Source organism: Rhodococcus sp. Leaf278 (genome assembly GCF_001426085.1).
In the GTDB taxonomy this organism is placed as follows: domain Bacteria; phylum Actinomycetota; class Actinomycetes; order Mycobacteriales; family Mycobacteriaceae; genus Rhodococcoides.
On the sequence record NZ_LMRR01000004.1, the window covers coordinates 66,958 to 93,307 of the forward strand.

Here is a 26,350-nt window from a genome sequence, read left to right on the forward strand (position 1 = left end):
ACTCACACGTCGTAGTACAGCGAGAATTCGTACGGGTGCGGTCGCAGGTTGACCGGCGCAATCTCCTGCTCACGCTTGAGCGAGATCCAGGTCTCGATCAAGTCGGTCGTGAACACGCCACCCTCGGTGAGGTAGTCATGATCGGCCTCGAGACGGTCGATCACCGCGTTCAGCGAGGTAGGTGCCTGAGGAATGTTCTTGGCTTCCTCGGGCGGCAACTCGTAGAGGTCCTTGTCGACCGGAGCCATCGGCTCGATCTTGTTCTTGATTCCGTCCAGGCCCGCCATCATCTGAGCAGCGAAGTTGAGGTACGGGTTGCCCGAGGAGTCCGGGGCGCGGAACTCGAGGCGCTTGGCCTTCGGGTTGTTGCCAGTGATCGGGATGCGGACTGCCGCAGACCGGTTGCGCTGGCTGTAGACCAGGTTGATGGGGGCTTCGTAGCCCGGCACCAGACGATGGTAGGAGTTGATCGTCGGGTTGGTGAACGCCAACAGTGACGGCGCGTGGTGCAGGATGCCGCCGATGTAGTGGCGTGCAAGATCCGACAGTCCGGCGTATCCGGCCTCGTCGTGGAAGAGGGGCTTTCCGTCCTTCCACAGCGACTGGTGCACGTGCATGCCCGAGCCGTTGTCACCGAAGAGCGGCTTCGGCATGAACGTCGCCGACTTGCCGTTCTGCCATGCGGTGTTCTTGACGATGTACTTGAACAGCTGCAGATCGTCGGCCGCGCGGAGCAGCGTGTTGAACTTGTAGTTGATCTCCTGCTGACCGCCGGTGCCGACCTCGTGGTGAGCGCGCTCGAGCTCGAAGCCCGCGTTCTGCAGGTTGGTGGAGATCTGGTCGCGCAGGTCCACGTAGTGGTCGTACGGAGCGACGGGGAAGTAGCCACCCTTGAAGCGAACCTTGTAGCCGAGGTTCGGGCTGCCGTCTGCCTCGGTCTCGGCTCCGGTGTTCCACCAACCCGAGGAGGAATCCACCTCGTAGAAGGCACCGTTGGCCTGCGAGTCGAAGCGCACGGAATCGAAGATGTAGAACTCGGCCTCGGCACCGAAGTATGCGGTGTCGGCGATGCCGGTGCTGGCCAAGTACTCTTCGGCCTTGCGAGCCACGTTGCGGGGATCGCGGCTGTACGCCTCACGCGTGAACGGATCGTGGACGAAGAAGTCGATGTTCAGCGTCTTGGCGTTGCGGAACGGATCGACCTGAGCGGTGGCGTAGTCCGGAAGCAAGATCATGTCGGACTCGTGGATGGACTGGAAGCCACGGACGGACGAGCCGTCGAACGCGAGACCGTCTTCCAGGGTATCGGCCGTGAACGCCTTGGCAGCGATCGAGAAGTGCTGCTGCGCACCCGGCAGATCCGTGAATCGGATGTCGACGTATTCGATTCCTTCATCTGCGATGAACTTGATGACCTCTTGGGCCGTGGAAAACGCCACGCTTTTGCTCCTTTGTTGAGTCCGTCGAACTGACGTTATGGACTTGGTGTTGCCCACCCGTCAAGGTCGTGTTTCGCCCGTGTTACGCGTCCTGGTTCACGAGCGGCACGGACAACAGTACGTCCGTGTGTTTTCCCGTGTGTCCGGTCGCGCCTATCCTGGAAATCATGGCACGAATGACAGGGTCCTGGTTGTCCGGACCGGCGGCCGCGAACCCACGACAACCACAGAACTTTCGCGGCGAAGAACTGGGCCTGCCTCAGCAGGGGGTCGGAGCACTGGCTGGTGCAGGGCGCAGAATCTTGGCCCTGATTCTGGACTGGACCATGGCGACCGGCGTGGCGTCGCTGATACTCGGCGGTTACACCACGAGTGGGCTGATCTCGACGATCGTGCTCGGCGTGTGGTTCGCAGTAGGACTGGTGACCGTCTCGTTGTTCTCGTTCACCCCGGGGCAGTTCGTGGTCGGCATCCAGGTCGGCCGCATCGACGCTCACGCCCGAGTCGGTTTCGTCCGAGCCTTGGTTCGTCAGCTGATACTGCTGTTCGTCGTCCCGGCCGTCATCACCGACATGGACGGTCGCGGAATGCACGACCGCGCAACGGGAACAGCCCTGCTGCGAACCCGTTGAGGGGGCGCACCAGGGCTGCTGTCGAGTATCGATCGGGGATCTAGCGGCGCTTCATGGTCCGCTGGACGCCCTTCATCTTGGCCCCGCCGGGAACGGGTCCCTTCGGCATTGCCGGGCCGCCCTTCGTGCCGAGCGCGGAGAGCCGTGACTCGATGGTGTCCATGCGCTTGCCGTCGATGTTCTTGGGCAGCTTCGACAGATACTTCTGCAGACCCGACAGAGGAATCTGGTTCTCTCCGTTTCCGACGATGACGTCGTAGATCGGGGTATCGCCCACCAGGCGGGCGGTCTTCTTCTTCTCCTGCGCCAGCAATGCCTTCACTCGCTGGGGCGCACCCTCGGCGACGAGAATGACCCCGGGCTTGCCGATCACCCGATGCACGGCGTCGAGGTGAGTGGTGCCGGCGATCGCGTTGGTCACCCGCCACGAACCCTGCAGGTTGTCCAGGGCCCAGGCCGCTGCACCGGCCTGACCGTCGGCCTTCTTGTACACCGACTTCTGCACTCGGCGACCGAAGATGATGAAGGCGACCAACACGCCGAGCAGTAAGCCGATGGGGAGCAAGAACCACTGGAAGCCGAAAGCAAGGCCGATGAGGAAGCCGACGAGCCCGAGCCCGACCACCGCCCCGATCATCAGCGGAAGGAGAGCCTTGTCGTCCTTGCGCTGCATCTGGAACGCCTGCCACAGCTGACTGCGACGTTCCTTCGATGCCTTCTTGCGGGCCGCTTTCGCGGCTGCTTTTACTTCCTTGCTGGGCTTTGCTGCTTTGCCAGCCTTACTGCCGTTCGCCATACCTCACAGGATACGTCCTGTGCCGACGCTCACGTGCACCGCTCCGGGTTGGGAACGACGATCAGCGCGCGGCCAAACGGGCCATCAGCGAACTGGCCTCCTGTGATGCTTCGCCGCCGTCGGTCAGATGGCTCATGCTCTCGGGCAGCTCACGACCGTGGTGCGCCATGGCCTGCGCGTACAGGCGGCCGGCACGGTAGGAGGAGCGGACCAACGGCCCGGCCAGAACTCCTGCGAAGCCGATCTCGGTGGCATAGTCGGAGTGCTCGACGAACTCCTCCGGCTTCACCCACCGCTCGACGGGGTGGTGTCGCGGCGAAGGCCGCAGGTACTGGGTGATGGTCAGGATGTCGCAACCTGCCTCGTGCAGGTCGCGAATCGCTTCCTGCACCTCCTCGGGTGTTTCGCCCATGCCGAGAATGAGGTTGGACTTGGTGACCAGACCGTCGTCGCGCGCTGCGGTGATGACGTCCATCGAGCGCTGGTAGCGGAACGCAGGACGGATGCGCTTGAAGATGCGCGGCACGGTCTCGACGTTGTGGGCCAGCACCTCGGGTCGCGAGGAGAAGACCTCGGCCAGCTGATCGGGCTTGGCGTTGAAATCCGGGATGAGCAGCTCGACACCGGTGTTCGGGTTCAGCTTCTTGATGAAGCGCACCGTCTCGGCGTACAGCCACGCACCGCCGTCCTCGAGATCGTCACGAGCGACGCCGGTGATCGTCGAGTAACGCAGACCCATGGCCTGTACGGACTCCGCCACGCGGCGTGGTTCGTCTCGATCGAGGTCCTCCGGCTTACCGGTGTCGATTTGGCAGAAATCGCACCGACGGGTGCATTGTTCACCGCCGATGAGGAAGGTCGCCTCGCGATCTTCCCAGCATTCGTAGATATTCGGGCAGCCGGCTTCCTCGCACACCGTGTGCAGACCCTCGCGCTTCACAAGACCCTTGAGCTCGGTGTATTCCGGGCCCATCTTGGCTTTCGTCTTGATCCAGTTGGGTTTGCGTTCGATGGGGGTCTCCGCGTTTCGGATCTCGAGGCGGAGCAGCTTGCGTCCTTCTGGGGCCACAGTCACAGATTCGATGCTACGCGCCGAAGCGAACGGTGGTGAACTGCGGGTTGTTTGACGCGCCGACAGTCGCCGGATGCTCTATGTCGTGGTCCTGCACCGGCATCGAACCGTCGAGGGCTGCCAGTATCGCGGAGGTGACGGCAGCGACGACGTCGGCGGTTGTCACGTCACGTCCGAGTTCGAGTGACAGAGAGGTGACGCCCGCATCGGCGATACCGCACGGGACGATCGCATCGAAACCGGTCATGGCCGCGTTGCAGTTGAGCGAGAAGCCGTGCAGTGTCACTCCGCGTTGCACGCGGACCCCGATCGCGGCGATCTTCCGCTCGGGAAGCCAGCTGCCGTCGCGCATCTCGGCTGCGAGCCACACCCCGGAGCGGCCGTCGACACGTCCGCACTCGATGCCGTAGCCGGACACGACGGAGATCAGCGCTTCTTCGATACGCCGCACGTACTTGACGACGTCGATGGGCTGCGCGAGCTTGACGATGGGATATCCGACCAATTGGCCAGGTCCGTGCCAGGTGATCTTGCCGCCGCGGTCCACCTCGACGACGGGAGTGCCGTCCCGGGGCATGTCTTCATCGGCAGTGCGTCGACCAGCCGTGTAGACGGACGGATGCTCGAGCAGCAGCAGTGTGTCGGAGCCGATGTCGTCGGCCCGAGCACCTGCAAGATCACGCTGGAGAGCCCACGCCTCGGTGTACTCGACGGTGCCCAACTCGCGCACCTCCACAGGGTCGGTGCTCGCGCGTGCCGATGTTCGGACCGACGAAGAGTTCGCGTCACTCATGATTCGGAACGGTACGCCGCGTCAGCTGCCCACAGCTACTCGCAGTGCCTCTCCCACGGTGTTGTGCTCGAAGGTGTACCCCGCGTCCTCCAGAGCCTTCGGAATGGCGCGTGGACCGGTGAGAATGGCTTCCTCGGCGAATTCACCGATCACCGCCTTGAGGGCGAAGCCGGGGACGACCCACGGTGCCGGGCGGTGCACCGCACGCGACATCGCACTGTTGAACTGGGCGTTGGTCACCGGGGTCGGACCCACCATGTTGACCGGTCCACGCAAGGAATCGTTCTCTATGCCGTGAACGATGGCACCGATCTCGTCTTCCAAGGAAATCCACGGGAAGTACTGACGTCCACTGCCGAGGCGCCCGCCGAGGGCGAACAGGTACAGCGGGCGGAGCTTGCCCAACATGCCGCCGCGCTGCGACAGCACAACACCGCTGCGCAGCATGATCGTGCGAACACCGGCTTCCGACGCGGCAGACGTGGCGTTCTCCCAGTCGCGACAGACCTCGGCCAGAAAACCCCCACCGACGGGGGCGCTCTCGTCGACCACTCGATCGCCGGTGTCACCGTAGAAGTTGACGCCGCTGGCGTTGATCAACGTCGGTACTCCCGCGTCGGCGGCAGCTCCGGCGAGCACCTCGGTCGGAGCGATTCGACTGTCGCGCACCAACTGCTTGTACGCACCGGACCATCGCTTGTCGCCGATTCCGACACCACACAGATTGACGATCGCGTCGGCACCATCGAGGGTGGCCGCGTCGATGCTCCCGCGGGACGGGTCCCACTGCGACTCGTCCGGTCCCGCCGGTGAACGCCGTACGAGACGGGTGACATCGTGGCTCCGCCCCCGCAATGCTGCGACCAGGGCTGTGCCGATCAATCCCGATGAACCTGCAATGACTACGCGCATATGAACGAAAGCCTCCTTGACGCAAGCCGGGGCATCATTCGCGAACGAATGATGCCCCGGATGCTCGGTTCGTGCCCCGCTTGTCGAGACTCCGATGCGAATGTGTCGCGCTCCTACGAGAATACGTGAGGCGCGAGACCCGCCGGTTGTCTAGAGGCCGAGATCGGCCTCGAACGACGCCACTTCGAGACGCTGCTTGATCGTCGTCAGGAAGCGGCCTGCGTCGGCTCCGTCCACCAACCGGTGGTCGTAGGTGAGCGGCAGATAGCACATCGAGCGGACACCGATCGACTCGTTCCCCGAGTCGTCCTTGACCACCACGGGGCGCTTGACGATCGCACCCGTGCCCAGCATGGCCGCCTGCGGCGGAACCAGGATCGGGGTGTCGAACAGCGCGCCCTGGCTGCCGATGTTGGTGATCGTGAACGTGCCACCGGAGAGCTCGTCCGGCTTCAGCCCACCCGAACGTGCGCGGGTCGCGATGTCGTTGATCGCCCGAGCCAACCCGGCCAGCGACAGGTCACCGGCGTTGTGGATGACGGGGGAGAGGAGACCCTGCTCGGTGTCCACGGCAATGCCCAGGTGGACATCGGCGTGATAGGTGATCTCCTTGGCGTCCTCGTTGATGCTCGCGTTGACGTTGGGGTGCGCCTTGAGTGCCTCCACGACGGCCTTCGCGAAGAACGGCAGGTACGTCAGGTTGACGCCCTCGTTCTCGGCGAACTTCGCCTTCGCCTTCGTCCGCAGACCGGCGATCTTGGTGACGTCCACCTCGAAGGTCTGCGTGAGCTGCGCTGAGGTCTGCAGCGATTCGCGCGTCTTCTTCGCGGTGATCTGACGGATCCGGTTGATCTTCTGCGTGGTGCCACGAAGATGCGCGAGCTCCGGACGAACACCGGCGGTAGCCGGCGCCGCAGGCTTGGCGGCAGCTGCGGGCGCAGCCTCGGCGGCCGGGGCAGCCGGAGCCTTCTTGGCCTCGGCGGCAGCGAGCACGTCCTGCTTGCGGATGCGTCCACCGACACCGGTGCCCTTGACGGTGGCGAGATCGACGTCATTGTCCGACGCCAACTTCCGCACGAGCGGTGTGACGTACGGGCTGGAATCACCCGACGGTGCCGACTCCTTGGCGGGAGCGGCCTTGGGAGCTTCCTGCTTGGGCTCGGGCTTGGGCTCGGCCTTCGGAGCTTCCTGCTTGGGAGCCTCCTTCTTCGGCTCTTCCTTCTTCGGCTCCTCGGCCTTGGGGGCCTCGGGCTCCGGGGTGGCCTCGGGCTCGGGGGCCTTCTCGGCCGGCGATCCGGATCCGATGACGGCGAGCTGGCCACCGACGGCGACCGTGTCGTCTTCCTCGGCGGAGATCTCCAGCAGAGTACCGGCGACCGGAGAAGGAATCTCGGTGTCGACCTTGTCGGTGGAGACCTCGAGCAGCGGCTCGTCGACTGCAACCTCGTCGCCGACAGCCTTGAGCCAGCGGGTCACGGTGCCCTCGGTGACGGACTCACCCAACTCGGGCATCGTCACCGGTGTACCGGAGCCGGACGAGTCGGACGATGCACTCGCTGCGGGTGCCTCCTCCTCGGCCTGCGGCTCGGGCTCGGCTGCGGGAGTGGGCTCCTCGGCAGCCTCTTCGGGTGCGGACTCCTCGGCGGGAGCAGCGTCTTCGGCCGGTGCGTCCGACGAGGGGGCCTCGCCTGCGTCACCGATCTGGGCGAGCTCGCCACCGATCTCGACGGTGTCGTCTTCCTGAGCGACGATCTTGGTGAGAACACCGGCAGCAGGCGACGGGATCTCGGTATCGACCTTGTCCGTGGAGACTTCGAGCAATGGCTCGTCGACTTCGACGGTGTCGCCTTCTTGTTTGAGCCACCTCGTGACAGTTCCCTCGGTGACACTCTCACCGAGAGCTGGCATCTGGACGGAGAAGGCCATGTCTGTTGACTCCTCGACAGTTGTATGCGGGTGATGTAGTTCTTACGACTTGTGGTCGCAGACCATTGTGCTGGCGGAACAGGGTTCATGGACGAGAGTTGCGTGATTCGGTTCGACGGAGGCACCGGTGCACCAGACACCGACCGAGCATGTTCGGCTCGATACAGCGCCCACGTCGACACTCCCTCTCGGCAATTCACTCACTCACTTCACGAGCCTTGGTTCACTATCAAGAGAGTTGAACCCTCTACCGGCATCCTTCCATTGTTATCGCCTCGCCGTTCCCCTAGGGCGCAGAACACGCCTGGCAAACTGGCGGGTAACAACATTTCCGGCATCCGTGCCGGGAATCCATCGGCCGTACGAAAAGGATGTTCTCGTGGGATTGTTCGATCGACTCAAGCGGCGCGGCGGGGCCGCGAAACGTGGTCCCGAAGGGTCGGTCGCCCAGTACCTGGCCGATTGGACTGCGGCGCGAATCGGTGTGGAGGCCTATGTCGAGCCGAAGACGACAGTGACTCCACTGACCGTCGTCCTGGTGGCGAACGACGGCGAATGGACCCGGCGTCCGCTGGATGAAAAATATGCACGAAAGATCGGACCCGACCTGAAGATCCCGGTCTACGACGTCCGGAAGACCGGGTACCCCCAGCGAATGCGCGACCACGATGCTCGCCAGAAGATCGTCAAGAGACGCGAACAGGAACGGCGCGACCGGTGATCGCGTCCGTGCGCGCAGATCCGCGCGCACGGACGTCCGCGATCAGCCGTTCTCGACGATGTCTTCGAGAACCGCGAACATGGTCCGCACGGGAACTCCGGTGCCGCCCTTGCCGGTGTAGCCGAAGGGGCCTCCGGTGTTGTAGGCCGGGCCCGCGACATCGATATGAGCCCATTCGACGCCGTCGGCCACGAATTCCTTCAGGAACAGGGCTGCTGCCAGCATTCCGCCGGCCCTGCCATTGGTCACGTTCGCAAGATCGGCCACCTTGGAGTCGAGTTCACGTCGAATCTCTTTCGGCAGCGGCATGGCCCAGCCGTTCTCGCCGATCGCTTGGGAGATTTCGGCAACCCGGTCACGGAAGGTGTCGGTACCCATCACGCCGGGCGTTCGGTTGCCGAGCGCCACGACCTGAGCTCCGGTGAGCGTTGCGGTGTCGATGAGGTAGTCCGGATCGTCCTCGCAGGCACGCACGATCGCGTCGGCCAGCACCAGTCGACCTTCGGCATCGGTGTTGATGACCTCGACGGTGATCCCGCCGTATTGCGTCAGCACATCGCCGGGACGCTGCGCGGTTCCCGACGGCATGTTCTCCGCCATAGGCACCGTCGCGATCACGTCGAGCGGCAGACCGACCTTGGCGGCCAGCACGACGGTGGCGATAACCGCCGCGGCACCGCCCATGTCCGAGGTCATGTTCTCCATTCCCGCAGCAGGTTTGATGGAGATGCCGCCGGTGTCGAACGTGATTCCCTTGCCCACCAGAGCAACCTTCTTGGCACCACGCTTGCCGCCGGTGTGGGAAAGGCGAACCAATCGCGGCAACCGCGAAGACCCCTTACCCACTCCGTGAATACCGCCGTAACCACCCTTCTCGAGGGCCTTGTCGTCGAGAATCTCGACCTTCAAGCCTGCCGCAGTACCCAGGGCCTTCGCCTGGTCCGCAAACTCCTCGGGATAGAGGTGGCTCGGTGGGGTGTTCACGAAATCGCGTGCTAGCGCCACTGATTCGGCAATGGCGACAGAGCGTGCGAGCTCGTTCTTCGCGTCCTTCGATCGAGTGTCGGTAACGAGCAATTCGACGCGTGCGAGAGGAAGAGCGTCGGCCTTCGGTGCCGACAGTGCGGATTTGAACTCGGTGAACTGATACGCGCCGAGGAAGAACCCCTCTGCGGCCGCTCCGAGGTCGAGTGCGGACAACGTCGTCGCTACCGTATCGACACCTTTGAGCGAACGTGCCGCGGTACCGGCCGACTGACGGATGCGCTCGCTGTCGATGTCGGCAGCGTTGCCGAGGCCCACCGCCAGGACACTGGAGACGGGCAGCCCGGACGGAGCCGGGATGCGAACGAGCTCGTCGGCTTTGCCGGTGGCACCGACGGATTCGAAGGCGTCCAGGAGTCCGGCAGCAACGGCGTCGTCGGAAATGTCGTCGGTGATGGCGAGCTCGAGGCCGTCGTCACTGGTACTCAGCGCGACAACGAGAACGTCGACTTTCTTGCCGAGCTTGCCCGCGAGGACCAGGTCGGGTCCGAGAGTGCGGGATAGCGTCGAAGGTGAAGGCACGTGGCTGCTCCTGTAGGGGTTGACGTGTAGGTACCTCGATCCTAATGACGACCCATGGCGCAGCGGAGCGAGGGACGAACTCGGTCCGCAGCGCCCGCACGAGCCGTGATGTGGACTAGCGTGACCGCCATGACCGACACCGACCTGATCGAGGGACCGCTGCACGCCGTACACACCGAATTGGGTGCGACATTCGCACCTTTCGGCGGTTGGACCATGCCGGTGTCGTACGCCGGAGTGGTCGTCGAGCACACCGCGGTGCGGGAAACCGTAGGCCTGTTCGACGTCGGCCACCTGGGCAAGGCTTCGGTCACCGGACCTGGCGCTGCCGCCTTCGTCAATTCCGTCCTGACCAACGACCTCGGCCGGATCGAACCCGGTAAGGCGCAATACACCCTCTGCTGCACGGAATCCGGTGGTGTGGTCGACGACCTCATCGCGTATTACGTCTCCGACGACGACGTGTTCCTGGTGCCGAACGCCGCCAACACGGCCGATGTCGTGGCAGCGATGGCAGCGCAGGCACCTGCTGGGGTGTCGGTGGTGAACCAGCATCGCGAGTTCGGGGTGCTGGCCGTTCAGGGGCCGAAAGCGGCCGAGGTGCTACAGGAATTGGGTCTGCCGACCGAGATGGACTACATGGCATTCGAGGACGCGACCTGGAATTCGGTGCCCGTACGGGTGTGCCGAACCGGTTACACCGGCGAGCAGGGGTACGAACTGGTTCCACCGGCGGGTGAGGTGGAACCGCTCTTCCGTGCGCTGATGGCCGCAGTGCGGACTCGCGGGGGACAGGTGTGCGGGCTCGGAGCACGTGACACTCTGCGCACCGAGATGGGATACCCACTGCACGGACACGAACTGTCGCTGGACATTTCGCCCCTGCAAGCTCGATGCGGTTGGGCGATCGGGTGGAACAAGGACGCATTCTGGGGCAAGGAGGCATTGACCGCAGAGAAGGCCAGTGGGCCTGCGCGAACATTGCGCGGACTCAAGGCTCTCGACCGCGGTGTACTCCGCCCCGGTCTCACCGTCCGTGCGTCGGGCCAGGACATCGGGACGACGACGTCCGGAACGTTCTCGCCGTCGCTCAAGGTCGGTATTGCCCTGGCCCTGCTCGACGCCGAGGCAGCTCCGGCGGTCGGCTCCGAGGTCGAGGTCGACGTTCGTGGGCGGGCGCTGCGCTGCGAAGTGGTCGCGCCACCGTTCGTCGCTGCCAAGACCAGGTGACCGCTGAGGGAGCGAGTGACCTCCACGATAGGATCTCGGGCATGACAGGTGTTTCCGAATTCACGTACGTGCAGCATCCCTCGCCCGCTACACCGGCGGAGCGCGACGCCGTGCTTGCCGCACCGGGATTCGGAAAACACTTCACCGACCACATGGTGTACATCGACTACACCCGCGACCGTGGCTGGCACGACGCGACGATCGCGCCCTACGGCCCGATCGAGCTCGACCCGGCGGCGATGGTGCTGCACTACGGGCAGGCGATCTTCGAAGGCCTCAAGATCTACCGGCAGCCCAACGGTGATCTGTCGACGTTCCGGGTGAACTCGAACGCCGAGCGGTTCCGCAACTCTGCCCGTCGTCTCGCCATGCCCGAGCTCTCCGACGAGTTGTTCATCGGGTCGATCGAAAAGCTCCTCGAGCTCGATCACGAGTGGGTTCCCGCGGCCGGCGGCGAGGACGCGCTGTACGTCCGCCCGTACATGTTCTCCACCGAAGCGGGTCTGGGTGTGCGCCCGGCGGACTCGTACCGCTACATGCTGATCGCCTCACCCGCAGGTGCGTACTTCCCCCGGGGGGTCAAGCCGGTGAGCGTCTGGCTGTCCACCGAGTACGTCCGTGCGGCACCGGGCGGCACCGGTGCGGCGAAGTTCGCCGGCAACTACGCCGCATCGCTCCTCGCGCAGGCGCAGGCCAGCGACGAGGGATGCGATCAGGTGGTGTGGCTCGACGCCACCGAGCGCCGTTTCGTCGAGGAGATGGGTGGCATGAACCTGTTCTTCGTCTTCGGCTCGGGTTCCGATGCACGCCTGGTGACGCCGTCGCTGTCCGGATCTCTTCTCCCCGGCATCACCCGCGACTCGCTGTTGGCTCTGGCGACGGACGCCGGCATCCCCGTCGAAGAACGCCGAATCTCCACCGAAGAGTGGCGCAAGGGTGCCGACTCGGGCGAGATCACCGAGGTGTTCGCTTGCGGCACTGCGGCTGTCATCACTCCGGTGGGCAGCGTCAAGTCCACCGAGGGAGCGTTCGAGATTGCGGGCGGCGAGCCGGGCGAGATCACGCTGGCACTGCGCGACACGTTGACCGGTATTCAGCGTGGCACCTTCGCCGATACCCACGGATGGATGACGACACTCCGCTAGCTCCCGACGAGAATGCCGATCGCGGCCAGGGCGGTGGTGGTCTCGATTCCGGCTCCGAGTACGTCGCCGGAGAGGCCACCGAAGCGGCGGACGCAGTGTCGAGTCAGAATCACCGCAAGGGCAAGTACGGCGACGACGATCAGTGGTCCCTGCCACGGTCGGTCGGGCCGAACGTATACGGACATGGCCGTTGCCATGCCTATCCACAACGCCACGGGTGCGGCCGACTGAGTGCCTGCCACCAGCGCGCCGAAGCCGCTCGGTGCGGCCGCGTCGATCCCTCGGCGGCACGCGACGACCACCGACACCCGTCCGATCACCGAGACGCACACGATGGCCCACCACAGGTGTTGTTGAGCGAGCTGGCCCTGGCTCGCGGCCTGAACTGCGGAGACGAGGGCAATGGCAGCAACCCCGAACGGGCCGGCACTGCCGGACTTCATCACTTCTCTCGCCCGCTCGGGCGGGCCGTAGCAACCGAGTCCGTCTGCGGTATCGGCCAAGCCGTCGAGATGCATACCCCGAGTGAGCAGTGCCGAGGCCGCAACGGCGATCAGTCCGCCGAGCAGGGGCGACAGTCCGGCTGCGATCGACACCCACAACAGCGCTGCGGAGATGCCACCGAGGGTGAGGCCGACGAGCGGAGCGAGAGCAATGGCCCGTCCGGCCGAGTGCCGATCGACGTTCTCGGGGCCGCGTACCGGCAGCACGGTCAGCCAGGAGAACGCGAGCGACAGAGCACCCGCTCGCCTACTCACCGTCAGTGGTCTTCGATGGTGCTGTGGTCTTCGATACTGCTGTGGGCTTCGGTGTCGCCGGTGCTGACCCCAGCGTCGGCGAAGGTCGCCATCGAGTTCAGAGTGTCGACACCTGCGCGAACCAATGGCAGTGCCGCCAGCGCGCCCGAGCCCTCGCCGAGTCGCATGTCCAGCTCTACCAACGGCTCGAGACGCAAGTGCCGCAACGCAAATGAGTGTGCAGGCTCGACCGAGCGATGCCCGGCAACCCACCAGTCCCGTGCCCCGGCCGCGCCGTCCTCGGCCACCAGAGCTGCTGCAGTCACCACGAGACCGTCGAGGATCACCGGGGTTCGCCGATGCGCAGCCTGGGCGAGAAATCCTGCCAGCGCCGCTATGTCGGCGCCGCCCGCGACCCGCAGCAGATCGGTGGGGTTCTTCGCGACCGGACGCGCCCGGCGCATCGCGTCCCGGATGGCTGCGGTCTTTCTGATCCATCCGGCGTCGTCGATTCCGGTGCCGCGGCCGACGGCGGCGACCGGTTCGGTGTCGGTGAGGGTTGCGATCAATACCGTTGCCGGAGTGGTGTTTCCGATGCCCATATCGCCCGCGATGAGCAGATCGGCACCGCCGTCGACTTCTTCGTCGGCAATGGCGGCTCCCGCGGCGAGGGCGGCAAGAACCTCGTCCTCGCTCAACGCATCCTCGCGGTCGATCGATCCACTGGACCGTCGGACCTTGAACGCGGACACGGTGGGATCGGTCTCGGCATCGACGGCGATGTCGACCACCCGCACGGTGGCACCGGCGATGGCGGCGAGGACGTTGACCGCTGCGCCGCCGGCGCGAATGTTCTCGACCATCTGCGCTGTCACCCCGGGCGGGTACGCAGAGACCCCGTGCGCTGCGATGCCGTGGTCACCGGCGAAGACGACGACACGTACTCGCTCGAGAGATCGAGGCGGGCAAGTGTCCTGGCAGGACGCTATCCATTCACCGAGTTTCTCGAGGCGGCCGAGGCTGCCTGCGGGCTTGGTCAGCTCACGTTGCCGATCGACGGCAGAAGTACGAGCCGCGTCGGACGGAGCGGTCACCGGACGGAACGGCGACGACTTCGAGCTGTCCTCCGAAAGAGTTGTCACACTGTGCCTTTCGCGGTGATGAAATCCGCCGGTGGTTCCTTGAGGGTCAGTTCGAGTCCCGCGACGACCAGCAGAACCCTGTCACACACCGCGGCGAGTCGAGAATTGAGCAGTCCGAGCTCGTCGCGGAAGAGGCGTCCGGAATGAGACTCGGGAACCACGGACAGACCCACCTCGGGGCTGACCAGCACGAGGGTCGACGTGCAGTGCGCAACCACCCCGACCAGATCGTCGACAGCCGGCGTGATCGTGCCCCGTGGCCGTTCCCACGCCCGAGCGTCGTCGAGCATCCCGGTCAGCCACGTTCCGAGGTCGTCGACCAACGTGGTGCCGCCCCAGGGCTCCGAGATCGATGCGGCCAGCGAGGTCACCGTCTCGACGGTGGACCAATGCTGCGGTCTCGACGCCCGGTGGAGCTCGATGCGACGCTGCCAATCCTCGTCGGCGGGGTTGCGCCTACCGGTTGCGAGGTACCGAACCGGCTCGGTGACGGCACACGACTCGGCATATGCGGACTTACCGGATCGGGCACCACCGAGTACGAGGGTTCGAGTCGGTTCACCCACCGACGTCAGACAGCCGCGCCGGCGCTGACTCGCGGCTTGGGTGCGCGCATCTTGCGAATCTGCGACGCGCGAACGAAGGCGTACCACCCGATCTTGAAGCCGCCGTCCGTCGTCTCGGGGAAGCGCACGCGAATCTTGTTGTTGATCATCTTGCCCAAGTAGATGCCCTCGCCCACCATGAACAGCATCATCACGAACATGCCGAGAGTGACGTACTGCTGCACTGCAGGCTGTAGGAACAGCGCGAAAATCAGGATGAGTGCGAGCGGCATGAACAGTCCGACGAGATTGCGCCGTGCATCGACGATGTCGCGGACGTATGCGCGGACCGGGCCCTTGTCGCGGGGGAGCAAGTACTTGTCGTCACCGGCCAGCATGCGCGCACGACGCTCGGCCGCTGCGGCGCGGCGTTCGTTGGACGCGGCCTTGCGGTCTTCTTTGCTGCCCTTGTTCGCCTTGCGGCGCTCGCGTGCTTCTTTGCTCGTGAGGGGCGCCGGAGCAACAGGCCCGCGACGACGACCCTCGGCGTCACGGCGCTTGGGTGTCGGGCGGCCCTTGCCGAGGGACACCGGAGACGCAGCTTCGTGCCCGGACGCAGTCGACTCGGATTCGTTCGAGTTCTGTTCGTCCGAATTGTCGGAGTTTCCACGGCGTAGCAGCTTCACGCACCCAGAGTATGGGATGACCTATCGATATCGAACACCGGCCAGGTCAGCTCGCAGACCAGCAGATGCCGTCTGCATGCTGCAGCCCTAGACTTTCCACGATGCGAGTGATGATTGCGCCTGATTCTTTCGGAGACACCCTGACCGCTGCAGACGCGGCACACGCTATGGCGAGGGGATGGACATCGGTCAGGGGTCAGGACGAACTCGAGCTCGCCCCCCAGTCCGACGGCGGGCCGGGGTTCGTCGAGGTGCTGGCCTCGCGCATCGGCACTGTTCAGGTCGCCGACGTCGACGGACCGCTCGGCACTCCTGTTCGGGCTCACTGGCTGCTCGACGGCACAGTGGCGTACATCGAATCCGCGCAGGCGTGTGGGCTGCATCTGCTCGACGGCCCGCCGAGCCCATTGTCTGCGCTGAAGGCGAGCAGCTACGGCGTCGGGCAGTTGATCGATGCGGCGATCGGCAGCGGAGCTCGAACGATCTTCGTCGGGCTCGGCGGCAGCAGCTGCACCGACGGCGGCCGCGCACTGATACGCGCGCTGGGCGGGTTGGGATCGGCGGTCGGTCGTCTATCGGGAATCGACCTCGTCGCCGCGTCGGACGTAGAGAATCCGTTGCTGGGCGAGTGGGGTGCGGCCCGGGTGTTCGGACCGCAGAAGGGTGCCGATGCCGAGACGGTCGGTCGACTGGAGGAGCTGAACACGGACTGGGCCGCCGTCCTGTCCGCAGCGGGTCACGACGTGGCGGACAGGCCGGGTGCCGGAGCGGCGGGTGGTCTCGGTGCCGCGCTGTTCGCACTCGGCGGCACGCAGCAACCCGGAGCCGTCGTGGTGGCCGAACGGACCGGACAGCAGGACCTGTTGGGGACCGTCGACCTGGTGTTGACCGGTGAGGGCAAGTTCGATTCGCAATCGCTGCGCGGCAAGCTGGTCACCAGAATCGCGGCCGCCGGCGGCGCGACCGGCGTGGAGACGATCGTGCTTGCGGGCCAGGTGACGTTGACCGACGACGAACTGGCGTCGGCGGGTATCGAGGCGGCACATTCGATCAGCGAATTCGCGGGATCGGTCGAGTTGGCGATGTCGGACGCCGCGAACCAGCTCGAACTGCTCACCGCGCGCATCGCGGGCGAGGTCGCAGACTTTGCCGTGAATCCGAGGCGGCGAGCGTGAGGAATAGAGGCACCGAGAGTACGGTTGAGTAGTTCACGGGTTTTGTACGACTGATAGGGAGAGCCCATGACCGTTTCAAGCGAGACCACAACAACCGAAACCACGGCGCACAAGGTCACCATGACCGAGACCGCGTCGGCCAAGGCCAAGGCGTTGCTGGATCAAGAAGGCCGCGACGACCTCGCGCTGCGCATCGCTGTGCAGCCAGGTGGTTGTGCAGGACTGCGTTACCAGCTCTTCTTCGACGATCGAAGCCTCGACGGCGACCTCGCGGTCGACTTCAACGGCGTCACTCTCGCAGTGGATCGGATGAGCGCCCCCTACGTAGAGGGTGCATCCATCGACTTCGTGGACACGATCGAGAAGCAGGGCTTCACGATCGACAACCCGAACGCCACGGGTTCGTGCGCGTGCGGCGACTCGTTCAACTGAGCTGACTCGTTTTCGACTGTGACCGATACACGCATGCGTGTATCGGTCACAGTCGTGTCTGCCGGTCAGTAAACCAGCACCCCCATTCGAAAGGCTCTTCTTCGTGACTCTCGCGGTATCAGGCTCGATAGCGACCGACCATCTCATGCGATTCCCCGGACGGTTCGCCGAGCAGATAGTCGCCGACCAGATCTCGAACATCTCGTTGAGCTTTCTGGTCGACGACCTGGTCATCCGCAAGGGAGGGGTGGGCGGCAACATCGCCTACGCGCTCGGAGTCCTCGGCGGCTCACCGTTGCTCGTGGGAGCGGTCGGACCGGACTTCGCCGACTATCGCGGCTGGCTCGAAGACCACGGTGTCGATTGCAGTGGCGTGAGCATCTCCGCAACCGCCCACACAGCGCGTTTCGTGTGCACCACGGACCAGGACATGGCGCAGATCGCATCGTTCTACCCCGGGGCCATGAGTGAGGCTCGCAATATTTCCATCGAGGCGCTGGCCGGCGAGCGCGACCTCGATCTGGTGTTGATCGGTGCCAACGACCCGGATGCGATGACCGCGCACACAGCTCAGTGCCGCGCCGCGGGAATCCCGTTCGCGGCCGACCCGTCCCAGCAGCTCGCTCGCCTCGATGCGGCGCAGGCAATGGAGATGATCGACGGAGCCGCGTATCTGTTCACCAACGAATACGAGTGGGCTCTGCTCAAGCAGAAGACCGGCATGTCCGACGCCGACATCGCCGACAAGGTGGATCTGCGTGTCACGACTTTGGGCAAGCGGGGCGTCGACATCGTCACCAAAGACGGTGTGCATACCCACATCGGTGTCGTACCGGAAACGAGCAAGGTGGACCCGACCGGCGTCGGCGACGGCTTCCGGGCCGGCTTCCTCACCGCACATCTGGCCGGAGCGAGCATCGAACGTGCGGCGCAACTCGGATCGCTCGTCGCCGTTCTGGTCCTGGAAACCACCGGCACCCAGGAATGGAGCCTGAACCGCGACGACGCGATCAAGCGGCTGAGCGCGGCTTACGGCACCGAGGCAGGCGAAGAGATCGGCGCGCTGCTGCCGGCCTGAGATCGCTTCCCCCCCCAGAACGGGATCAATGTGGCCTTGTTGCAATCAGAGTGACTGAAACCCACATTGATCCCATGAGGGGAGGGGTGTACCGGTCAGATGTTGACCGGGTATTCCGGTTCGGCGATCTGGGGCACGATGCGCTTCTCGACGAAGATGCCGTGCCACACCATGAAGATCAGCAGCGTCCACAGACGTCGGCTGTGATCGGATTTTCCGGCGCGGTGGTCGTTGAGCATCGCGACTATGGCGGGCTTGTTCAGCAGGTGGTCGGTCTGGGAGTCGGCGATCTGCTGGTGTGCCCAGTCGAAGAGCTCGGTGCCGCGTAGCCAGTGGCGCAACGGCACGGGAAAGCCCAGCTTGGCGCGATGCAGCACGTGACCGGGAACTATCCCCTCGAGCGCTTGGCGTAGGGCGTACTTGGTGGTGTTCTTGGTGATCTTCTGCTCGAGGGGCAGCTTCTCGGCGACCCGATAGATCTCCGAGTCCAGGAACGGGACTCGCAGTTCGAGTGAATTCGCCATGGTGATCTTGTCGGCCTTGACCAGGATGTCGCCGCGCAACCAGGTGAACAGGTCCAGGTGTTGCATCCGGGCTACCGGATCCCATCCCTGCGACTGCGCGTAGATCGGCGCAGTGACGTCCTGGTGGGTCCACTCCGGTCGGAAATCGCGCAATACGGACCGCAGTTGTGCGTCGTTGAAACTACGAGCGTTTCCGTAGTACCGCTCCTCGAGAGTCATCGATCCACGGTTCAGCAGGCTTTTCCCGCGGGTTCCTTCCGGAATCCGCTCGCTCAACGACCCGGCAGCGCGTCTGAGGAATGCAGGAAGCGACTCGAACGGCTTCAGCGACAGCGGCTCGCGATAGATGGTGTACCCGCCGAACAACTCGTCTGCGCCCTCACCGGAGAGCACGACCTTCACGTGCTTCCGCGCCTCCTTGGCGACGAAGTACAGCGGTACCAATGCGGGATCCGCCACCGGGTCGTCCAAGTACCAGACGATCTCGGGGATGGATGCCGCGAACTCCTCCGGCCCGACGACCTTGACGATATGGCGGGCACCGATGGCCGCCGCCGACTCCGCGGCGACGTCGACCTCGGAATAGCCTTCTCGCTCGAAACCTGTGGTGAAGGTGATCAGGTCAGGATTGTGGCGAATTGCCAGCGCCGCGATGGCCGTCGAATCGATGCCGCCCGACAGGAAGGATCCGACTGTCACGTCGGCCCGCATGTGCTTGGCAACCGAATCTTCGAGCGCTTCGGCGATCTCCTGATAACGAGCTCTTTCGCTGCCGGGCGCGAAGGGTCGGACCGGAAACTTCGGCGTGAAGTATCGGGTGACCTCGGGCGCGGTACCGGGGGAGAGGGTGGCGTAGCAGCCGGATTCGAGTCGACGGATCCCCACGTGGAGGGTCTCGGGCTCGGGGACGTACTGCAGCACGGTGTAGTGCTCCAGGGCGCGCTGGTCGAGGTCGTCGTCGACCCCGACCAGATTCGTCAACTCCAGCACGCTCTTCTTCTCACTACCGAATGCAGTGCCTCCCGGGCCGGTGGCCAGGAACAACGGCTTGATGCCGAAGGGATCGCGTGCGATGAACATCTGGCGGGTCTCGGTATCCCAGACCGCGAACGCGAACATGCCCCTCAGTCGCTGCACCGCGGCTGGACCCCAGTAGTGAAACGCGGCAACGATCGATTCGCTGTCGCCCTCGGTGGCGAACTCCGCGCCGTGATCGCGCGCCAATTCCGCGCGCAACTCCAGGTAGTTGTAGATCTCGCCGTTGAAGACGAGCGCGTACCGGTTCGGTGACTCGGGCGGACCCCAGCGCATCGGCTGATGCGAGTGTTCGATGTCGATGAACGACAATCGGTTGAACCCGTAAACGACGTCGTCGTCGTGCCACGTCCCACCGGGCTCGTCAGGCCCCCGGTGGCGCATGCAGTGGGTTGCCGAGCTCACCAGCTCGACTCCGGCGGCGGTCGTTCCGTGAGACGTGAGTACTCCGAGCAGTCCACACACAGCGTCTGCTACCTCTTCTCGCAGTTGGGGACAATGCAGCGGTCCGAGTCTCCGCGAGCGGCGTCAGCGGGACGGCAGATCAGGAACCGAGTATGCCGCAGACACGCACGAGCGTAGGTGACGACCCAAGGATGGCTATCCGTCGGCTTTGGTCTACGCTGCGTAGTACTAGAGCATCTCCATGTGGAAGCTCTTATTCTTCAGTGGTGGGCAATCAGGAAGGCGTGAACGTGGCGCAGAGTCGGATCCTTCGTCGAGCGGGGCTGACAGCATTTCTCGGTGTAGCCGCGTTGATGCTGTCGGGCTGTTCCATCAGCAGCGACAACGTACTCAATTTCGGTTTCGCTTCGGGAGTCACTCCGCAGGGGCAACGCATCGGGGACCTGTGGACCTGGTCGGTTATCGCTGCCCTGGTCATGGGCATCATCGTGTGGGTCCTGATCTTCTGGGTGGTGCTGTTCCACCGCAAGAAGAAGAACTCACCGGAGTTCCCTCGCCAGACGGCGTACAACGTTCCGCTCGAGCTGTTCTACACGGCCGTGCCGTTCGTCATCATCGCCGTCCTGTTCTACTTCACCGTCGTGGTGCAGAACTACGTCGACGAGAAGCAGGCCGATCCGGACGTACAGGTCGACGTCACCGCTTACCAGTGGAACTGGAAGTTCGGTTACCGGACCATCGACCTCAAGGACGGTGCCGCCAAGTACGAGGGCACCGACGAAGAGGAGCAGGCGGCAGCGGAAGCCGCCGCCACTCCCGGTGAAGGTGCCGAGGGCAGCGAAGACGGCGAGTTCGTTCCGGGACCCATCAACGGCGCGCTGACGCAGGACTTGTCCTACCTGCACTACAACAAGATCGAAACAGTCGGATCCAGTGACGAGATCCCGGTGCTGGTCCTCCCGACCGGCAAGCGCATCGAATTCGTGCTCGCGTCCTCGGACGTTATCCACGGATTCTGGGTTCCGGAGTTCTTGTTCAAGCGGGACGTTCTTCCGAACCCCGAGGAGAACCATTCCGACAACGTGTTCCAGATCAGCGAGATCGAACGTGAAGGATCGTTCGTCGGTCGGTGCACCGAAATGTGTGGCACCTTCCACTCGATGATGAACTTCGAGGTTCGCGCGGTGTCGCCGGACAAGTTCGAGCAGTACATCGAGCTACGCAAGCCACTGTCCGAGGGTGGCGACGCACTCACCAATGCGCAGGCACTCGAGGCCATCGGTGAGAGCCCGATCGCTACGAGCACCTCGCCGTTCGAGACCGATCGCACCGTCCGTACCGCCACCGTCGCCGAAGGCAACTGACCAAGGAAGCATGCTGATATGAAAATCGAAGCCAAGATCTTCGAGATCCTCACTGTCTTCTTCCTCCTGGTCGGCATCGTGTACGCGTTGTTCACGGGCCTGAGTCGCACCGGAGTGGAGTGGGCAGGCGTTACCGCGATCTTCTTGTCTGTGGGCCTGACTCTGATCGTCGGCACCTACTTCCGGTTCGTTGCTCGACGCCTCGACACCCGTCCCGAGGACTTCGACGATGCCGAGGTGAGCGACGGCGCAGGCGATCTCGGCTTCTTCAGCCCCGGCAGCTTCTGGCCGATCGTGCTCGCCGGCGCTGCATCCGTCACTGCTCTCGGATTCGCTTTCTTCCAGCCGTGGCTGATCGCACTGGGAGTCGTTTGTGTCATCGCAGCGGCTGCCGGCTTGGTGTTCGAATACCACCTCGGAGCCGAGCGCCACTGATTGGCACACACCAGAGGAAAGGCCCCGATCGTTCGCGAGAACGATCGGGGCCTTTTTCTGTACCAAGAGTGACCGCTAGAGCAGCACCGACGTCACATGGAGCATTCACGACGTAGAGCGGTGCTCGACCATAGGCGAGTGACTGTGGATGGGCGTCCGGAACGTCAGGAGGCGTCGGCCTCGGAGTGTCTCGCCGTCGAGTCCGAAGTCGAGTCCGCCACGGCGTCCAAAGAGATGCCGAGCGCCTCGCACAGGGCCGCGACCGTGAAGAAAGCAGGTGTCGGTATGCGTCCGGTCTCGATCTTTCTGAGCGTCTCGACCGAGATGCCGGCGGAGTCGGCGACATCGGTCATGGTGCGGCTGCCTCGGTGACGACGCAGTGTTGCGCCTAGCCTGGCACCGCGAGCGAGCTCGCCGGGGGTGAGGGGAATGCGGACCATGTGCCGATAGTAATACCGGTGAGCCGTCCTGTTGCGGCGCAGTGGTGTCCCGTATACGAGGATGGCCCGCCGAGTATTCGAGTTCGGTGCGAGGGGTCGCCCGAGACCGGGGGAGGGGAGTGGCACGAACATGCCACGTGTCGATGCGACGCTTCGTTTCGTTCCAGATCAGTAGACACGAAGAAGGGCGACACCGTTGCCGGTGCCGCCCTTCCGTTGTGCTGTGTCAGATGTCAGCGATCGCTGTCGCTGTCCTGACGACCCGACGTGATCGCCGCGTCTTCGTGCCCGTTGCCGTTCGAGTGGCCGTTACCGTTCGAGTGGCCGTTCCCATTTGTGTGGCCGTTACCGTTCGAGTGGCCGTTGCCATTGGAATGACCGTTGCCGTTCGAGTGGCCGTTCGAGCCGCTGCCGAGAATTCCGGCCTGGTAATTGCGGAGCATTGCGAGCTGCTCGTGCTCGCCCTTGTGCAGTGCATCTTCCAGAGCCTTGCTCTGAGCAACAGGGTCCGGGGTGAACAGCGATCCGGAGCCGGGCTTTCCGGCCGAGCCGAGCTTGTTCATCTTCTTGGGTACCGGTGCGCCCTGGTAATCGAGGGGAATCGGATGTCCGTGATCGTCGACCGGTCCGAGCGGCTGGTGAATTTCCACGTACTGGCCGTGCGGAAGACGCTTGATGATTCCGGTTTCGATGCCGTGCTCGAGTACCGCCCGGTCGCTGCGCTGCAGACCGATGCAGAACCGGTAGGCAACGAAGTAGGCGATCGGAGGCAGGATCAGTACGCCGATGCGACCGATCCACGTCATGGCGTTGAGCGAGATGTCGAACTTGTACGCAATCAGATCGTTGACGCAGGACAGCGTCAGGACGACGTAGAACGCGATCGACATCGCGCCGATGGCCGTGCGGACCGGCACGTCGCGGGGACGCTGCAGCAGGTTGTGATGTGCAGTGTCACCGGTGAGGCGCTTCTCGATCCACGGGTAGGCGATCATGACCGTGAATACGAGACCCATGATCACTGCCACCCAGAACACAGCCGGGATGGTGTAGCGACCGGCGATGTAGATGTCCCAAGCCGGCCACAGTCGGGCCAGACCGTCCGTCCACATCATGTAGAAGTCGGGCTGCGAACCTGCCGACACCTGCGACGGGTTGTACGGACCCAAGTTCCAGATCGGGTTGACCTGAAGCAGGCCACCCATTGCTGCCAGCACACCGAACGTCACGGCGAAGAATGCACCGGACTTGACCGCGAACACCGGGAGAATACGAACGCCGACGACGTTCTTCTCGGTGCGTCCCGGTCCGGGGAACTGCGTGTGCTTCTGGTACCAGACCAATGCGAGGTGAGCTGCGATCAACGCCAGGATGATCGCGGGAAGTAGCAGCACGTGGGCTACGTACAGGCGAGGAATGATGATCGTTCCCGGGAAGTCGCCGTCGAAGATCAGCCAGTGCATCCAGGTGCCGACGATCGGGATACTCATCGTGATGCCGGAGAAGGCGGCGCGAAGACCGGTGCCCGAGAGCAGGTCGTCGGGGAGGGAGTATCCGAAGAAGCCCTCGAACATCGCCAGGATCAGCAGCAGGCAGCCGATGACCCAGTTGGCTTCGCGGGGGCGACGGAATGCACCCGTGAAGAAGATGCGGGCCATGTGCACGATGATCGACGCGGCGAACATCAGTGCCGCCCAGTGGTGGATCTGTCGCATGAACAGACCACCGCGGACCTCGAACGAGATGTCGAGGGCAGTGGCGTACGCACGAGACATGGTCACACCGTTGAGCGGGGTGTAAGCGCCCTGGTACACGACCTCGCTGAGCGATGGATCGAAGAATAGGGTGAGGAATACGCCGGAGATCAGCAGGATCACGAAGCTGTACAGCGCGATCTCACCGAGCAGGAACGACCAGTGGGTGGGGAACACCTTGTTGATCTGGCGGCGCAATCCCGGTGCCAAGTGGTAACGACTGTCTACGTCGTCTGCCTGCTTGGCTGCGAGGGTTTGCAGTGAAGGACTCATGAATCACGCTCCGGTCGACGTTCCCAGAAGGCGGGGCCCAGTGCTTCCTTGAAATCGGCTTGTGCCACTAGGTATCCCTCCTCGTTGACTGTGATGGGAAGCTGAGGCAGCGCGCGCGCGGCCGGTCCGAAGATCGGCTTGGCGTACTCGAGCGCGTTGAACTGCGACTGATGGCAAGGGCAGAGAATGCGGTTGGTCTGCTGCTCGAACAACGATGTCGGGCAACCCAAATGCGTGCAGATCTTGGAGTAGGCGTAGTAGTCGCCGTAGTTGTAGCTCTCCTGGCCCTTACGCTTGACGACCGTGCTGGCATCGTCGGGGCGGAGGCGGATGAGCATGACGGCGTTGCGAATCCCGCGGAGCGAGACGAGAAGTTCGTGCTCGCTTTCGCGGTCCGCTTCGCGGAACGGGAAGACAGTCTCCATAGCACCAGCGTCCAAGTCCTCGGGCCGAACGAGAACGACATCTTCCGGTCGCCCGGTGTCTCGTCGGAGGTAGATGGTCTCCCCATCGTACCGAGGAGTCCAGCCGGATACCCACAACGGAGAATCTTCGCCCTTCGCCCACGGGTTCTTGATCAGGCCTCCGAGCGGGAGCAATGCCATGATGCCCAGTGCGCCGCCGCCGAAGAACAGTGAGCGCTTGATCACCTTGCGACGACCGATGGTCGACGTGTCCAGGGAGTCGCCCAGCTCGGCCACCAACGTCTTGCGGTCCGTCTCCGACGAACTTCCGTCGTGACGGTCCTGGATGGAGACCTCTTCGGGAATGAACTTCTTGGTGAACTGCACAGCACCGACGCCGACGGCGAGGATTGCCAGACCCATCGTGCCGCCGATCAGCGGCGTGTACAGCGAGTAGAGGTTGTAGTTCTCGTCACCGATCCCGGCGTACTGCCAGGGCCAGAACAGGTAGACACCGATGAACGCGACGGCAGAGAGGCCGGCGATGGCGAACCAGATCGCGACACTGCGCTCCGCGCGCTTCTCCGCCCGGGTGCCCTCGACAGCCCAGCGGTTTCTGCGGAAAGCAACGTCGACACCGTCGAGATTCGTACCGAGTTCGACCAACTGGTCGCGGCTCAGAGAAGCCAGTTCCTCGTCGGTGTACTTCTTGTCGGCATCCACACCACCGGTGTTTGCCGCGTCCTTGCGGCCGGAATCGCCGTCGCTCATGACCTCGCTCCGATCCACAGTGTTGCGCCGACGACTGCGGCGATTCCGACAACCCACAACGCGATCGCCTCGGTACCGGGACCGAAGCCTGCGAGACCCCAGCCGCCCGCGGCCTTGGTTTCCTGGGCCGACTTGACGTACGCGATGATGTCGCCCTTCTCTTCGAGCGTCAGCTGACGGTCGGAGAACTTGGGCATGTTCTGCGGACCGGTGACCATCGCGGTGTAGATCTCCTGCTCGTTGGCAGGTCCGAGGTCCGGCGCGAACTTGCCGGAGGACAGGGCACCGCCCTGACCGGTGAAGTTGTGGCAGGACGCGCAGTTCAGTCGGAACAGTTCGCTGCCGCGTGCGATGTCGTCGCCGCGCAGGGACTCCTGGGCGACCTCGCCGTTCTCGTCGAGGATGACTGTGGGTCCGCCTCCGTTTGCCTGGATGTAGGCACCGAGGGCGTCGATCTGCTTGTCGTCGAACTTCGGTGGCTTGCGGAGTGCCTGCGCCTCGTTACGTACGGCGGGCATGCGACCACTCGAGACCTGGAAGTAGACGGCCGCTTCGCCGACGCCGATAAGGCTCGGTCCGCGATCTTGAACGCCCTGCAGGTTTGCGCCGTGGCACGTCACGCACGACGTGTCGTACAACTGCTTGCCCTCGCGAATGAGTGCAGCCGAGTCCGTGTCTGCCGTAGCGACCTGCGGAGTCGGAGTCAGGGCCGAAGCGAGGAAACCCGCGCTCAGAAGGCCCATCATGAGAACGAGAGCACCGGTGATGCGTCGGCGCGTCTTACGCTGACGTCGCGTCTTGACGGCGGCTTTGTCGACGGATGCTGCTGGGGGAGATGTACTCATCTTCTATCCCTTGTCGTGTCGGGACGGACCGAACGTCGGGGGCTGAATCCGTTCGTTCGTTATCTTTGGCGTG

The 26,350-nt window shown here is 64.1% G+C and carries 25 protein-coding genes; 9 read left to right on the forward strand and 16 right to left on the reverse strand.

Translation table 11 applies throughout. The features are described 5' to 3' along the window. Nucleotides 1-2: 2 nt before the first annotated feature. Complete coding sequence (gene glnA, locus ASG84_RS05815; protein ID WP_032368128.1) at nt 3-1,439, reverse strand: type I glutamate--ammonia ligase; 1,437 nt, start codon at nt 1,437-1,439, stop codon at nt 3-5. 167 nt (nt 1,440-1,606) lie between these two features. On the opposite strand from glnA, the gene ASG84_RS05820 reads away from it, so the two are divergent. Beyond that, nucleotides 1,607-2,071 carry an RDD family protein gene (locus ASG84_RS05820; protein ID WP_057476071.1) on the forward strand — a complete coding sequence of 155 codons (465 nt, stop codon included), beginning with the start codon at nt 1,607-1,609 and terminating at the stop codon, nt 2,069-2,071. A 40-nt stretch (nt 2,072-2,111) separates the two neighbouring features. Here the strand turns inward: ASG84_RS05820 and ASG84_RS05825 are convergent, their stop codons facing one another. The 5 genes from ASG84_RS05825 to sucB all read right to left on the reverse strand — a co-directional run bounded on the left by ASG84_RS05825 (nt 2,112) and on the right by sucB (nt 7,570). Then, nucleotides 2,112-2,867, reverse strand: a complete 756-nt coding sequence (locus ASG84_RS05825) for a DUF4191 domain-containing protein (RefSeq protein WP_057476072.1) — start codon at nt 2,865-2,867, stop codon at nt 2,112-2,114. Nucleotides 2,868-2,928: 61 nt separating this feature from the next. Continuing rightward, the gene (gene lipA, locus ASG84_RS05830; protein WP_200936507.1) at nt 2,929-3,942 is read right to left on the reverse strand and encodes a lipoyl synthase; all 1,014 of its coding nucleotides are present in this window, start codon (nt 3,940-3,942) and stop codon (nt 2,929-2,931) included. Between the two features lie 10 nt (nt 3,943-3,952). Further along, nucleotides 3,953-4,732 carry a lipoyl(octanoyl) transferase LipB gene (gene lipB / locus ASG84_RS05835; RefSeq protein WP_057476074.1) on the reverse strand — a complete coding sequence of 260 codons (780 nt, stop codon included), beginning with the start codon at nt 4,730-4,732 and terminating at the stop codon, nt 3,953-3,955. A gap of 21 nt (nt 4,733-4,753) precedes the next feature. Next, nucleotides 4,754-5,644, reverse strand: a complete 891-nt coding sequence (locus tag ASG84_RS05840; protein ID WP_057476075.1) for a TIGR01777 family oxidoreductase — start codon at nt 5,642-5,644, stop codon at nt 4,754-4,756. Between the two features lie 150 nt (nt 5,645-5,794). Then, the gene (gene sucB, locus ASG84_RS05845) at nt 5,795-7,570 is read right to left on the reverse strand and encodes a 2-oxoglutarate dehydrogenase, E2 component, dihydrolipoamide succinyltransferase (protein ID WP_057476076.1); all 1,776 of its coding nucleotides are present in this window, start codon (nt 7,568-7,570) and stop codon (nt 5,795-5,797) included. Between the two features lie 379 nt (nt 7,571-7,949). Here sucB and ASG84_RS05850 point away from each other — a divergent pair, with 379 nt between their 5' ends. After that, the gene (locus ASG84_RS05850; protein ID WP_057476077.1) at nt 7,950-8,291 is read left to right on the forward strand and encodes a hypothetical protein; all 342 of its coding nucleotides are present in this window, start codon (nt 7,950-7,952) and stop codon (nt 8,289-8,291) included. A 42-nt stretch (nt 8,292-8,333) separates the two neighbouring features. On the opposite strand, the gene ASG84_RS05855 is transcribed toward ASG84_RS05850, so the two are convergent. Further along, nucleotides 8,334-9,857 (reverse strand): leucyl aminopeptidase, encoded by a 1,524-nt coding sequence (locus tag ASG84_RS05855; protein ID WP_057476078.1) that lies wholly within the window; start codon nt 9,855-9,857, stop codon nt 8,334-8,336. A gap of 129 nt (nt 9,858-9,986) precedes the next feature. Between ASG84_RS05855 and gcvT the strand changes: the two genes are divergently transcribed. Further along, nucleotides 9,987-11,087, forward strand: a complete 1,101-nt coding sequence (gcvT, locus tag ASG84_RS05860; RefSeq protein ID WP_057476226.1) for a glycine cleavage system aminomethyltransferase GcvT — start codon at nt 9,987-9,989, stop codon at nt 11,085-11,087. A 41-nt stretch (nt 11,088-11,128) separates the two neighbouring features. Then, on the forward strand, nt 11,129-12,232 hold the full coding sequence (locus tag ASG84_RS05865; protein WP_057476079.1) for a branched-chain amino acid aminotransferase: 1,104 nt from the start codon (nt 11,129-11,131) through the stop codon (nt 12,230-12,232). Here the strand turns inward: ASG84_RS05865 and ASG84_RS05870 are convergent. From ASG84_RS05870 to ASG84_RS05885, 4 genes are read right to left on the reverse strand one after another with little or no spacing between them, the layout of a single operon-like run. After that, the gene (locus tag ASG84_RS05870) at nt 12,229-12,990 is read right to left on the reverse strand and encodes an adenosylcobinamide-GDP ribazoletransferase (RefSeq protein WP_200936508.1); all 762 of its coding nucleotides are present in this window, start codon (nt 12,988-12,990) and stop codon (nt 12,229-12,231) included. The two genes, ASG84_RS05865 and ASG84_RS05870, sit on opposite strands and share 4 nt — an antisense overlap. Nucleotides 12,991-12,992: 2 nt before the next feature. Continuing rightward, nucleotides 12,993-14,111 carry a nicotinate-nucleotide--dimethylbenzimidazole phosphoribosyltransferase gene (gene cobT, locus ASG84_RS05875; RefSeq protein ID WP_057476080.1) on the reverse strand — a complete coding sequence of 373 codons (1,119 nt, stop codon included), beginning with the start codon at nt 14,109-14,111 and terminating at the stop codon, nt 12,993-12,995. Then, nucleotides 14,108-14,677, reverse strand: coding sequence for a bifunctional adenosylcobinamide kinase/adenosylcobinamide-phosphate guanylyltransferase (cobU, locus tag ASG84_RS05880; protein ID WP_057476081.1), 570 nt, complete (start codon nt 14,675-14,677; stop codon nt 14,108-14,110). The genes cobT and cobU overlap by 4 nt, the downstream gene beginning before the upstream one ends. Before the next feature lie 5 nt (nt 14,678-14,682). After that, a complete protein-coding gene (locus ASG84_RS05885) occupies nt 14,683-15,342 on the reverse strand; it encodes a DUF3043 domain-containing protein (RefSeq protein WP_057476082.1) in 660 nt (219 codons plus the stop codon). Between the two features lie 101 nt (nt 15,343-15,443). Between ASG84_RS05885 and ASG84_RS05890 the strand changes: the two genes are divergently transcribed. The 3 genes from ASG84_RS05890 to ASG84_RS05900 all read left to right on the forward strand — a co-directional run bounded on the left by ASG84_RS05890 (nt 15,444) and on the right by ASG84_RS05900 (nt 18,027). After that, entirely contained in the window at nt 15,444-16,517 is a 1,074-nt protein-coding gene (locus ASG84_RS05890) for a glycerate kinase family protein (protein WP_057476083.1), read from the forward strand. Between the two features lie 66 nt (nt 16,518-16,583). After that, nucleotides 16,584-16,949 (forward strand): HesB/IscA family protein, encoded by a 366-nt coding sequence (locus ASG84_RS05895; protein ID WP_032379078.1) that lies wholly within the window; start codon nt 16,584-16,586, stop codon nt 16,947-16,949. A gap of 103 nt (nt 16,950-17,052) precedes the next feature. Further along, nucleotides 17,053-18,027 (forward strand): carbohydrate kinase family protein, encoded by a 975-nt coding sequence (locus tag ASG84_RS05900; protein WP_057476084.1) that lies wholly within the window; start codon nt 17,053-17,055, stop codon nt 18,025-18,027. Between the two features lie 95 nt (nt 18,028-18,122). Here ASG84_RS05900 and asnB read toward each other — a convergent pair whose 3' ends face one another. Continuing rightward, nucleotides 18,123-20,051: an asparagine synthase (glutamine-hydrolyzing) gene (gene asnB, locus ASG84_RS05905; protein ID WP_057476085.1), complete on the reverse strand. Its 1,929-nt coding sequence runs from the start codon at nt 20,049-20,051 to the stop codon at nt 18,123-18,125. Nucleotides 20,052-20,275: 224 nt separating this feature from the next. Here asnB and ctaC point away from each other — a divergent pair, with 224 nt between their 5' ends. Together ctaC and ASG84_RS05915 are read left to right on the forward strand one after the other, a co-directional pair. Next, entirely contained in the window at nt 20,276-21,355 is a 1,080-nt protein-coding gene (ctaC, locus tag ASG84_RS05910; protein WP_057476228.1) for an aa3-type cytochrome oxidase subunit II, read from the forward strand. Between the two features lie 18 nt (nt 21,356-21,373). Continuing rightward, entirely contained in the window at nt 21,374-21,790 is a 417-nt protein-coding gene (locus ASG84_RS05915) for a cytochrome c oxidase subunit 4 (protein WP_057476086.1), read from the forward strand. Between the two features lie 164 nt (nt 21,791-21,954). On the opposite strand, the gene ASG84_RS05920 is transcribed toward ASG84_RS05915, so the two are convergent. The 4 genes from ASG84_RS05920 to qcrC form a co-directional block, all read right to left on the reverse strand. Further along, nucleotides 21,955-22,230, reverse strand: coding sequence for a helix-turn-helix domain-containing protein (locus ASG84_RS05920; protein WP_057476087.1), 276 nt, complete (start codon nt 22,228-22,230; stop codon nt 21,955-21,957). 233 nt (nt 22,231-22,463) lie between these two features. Next, nucleotides 22,464-24,257, reverse strand: coding sequence for a cytochrome bc1 complex cytochrome b subunit (gene qcrB / locus ASG84_RS05925; protein ID WP_057476088.1), 1,794 nt, complete (start codon nt 24,255-24,257; stop codon nt 22,464-22,466). After that, nucleotides 24,254-25,432, reverse strand: coding sequence for a cytochrome bc1 complex Rieske iron-sulfur subunit (gene qcrA, locus ASG84_RS05930; protein ID WP_057476229.1), 1,179 nt, complete (start codon nt 25,430-25,432; stop codon nt 24,254-24,256). Before qcrA ends, qcrB begins: the two co-directional genes overlap by 4 nt. Beyond that, entirely contained in the window at nt 25,429-26,277 is an 849-nt protein-coding gene (gene qcrC / locus ASG84_RS05935) for a cytochrome bc1 complex diheme cytochrome c subunit (RefSeq protein ID WP_057476089.1), read from the reverse strand. The genes qcrA and qcrC overlap by 4 nt, the downstream gene beginning before the upstream one ends. Nucleotides 26,278-26,350: the final 73 nt, after the last annotated feature.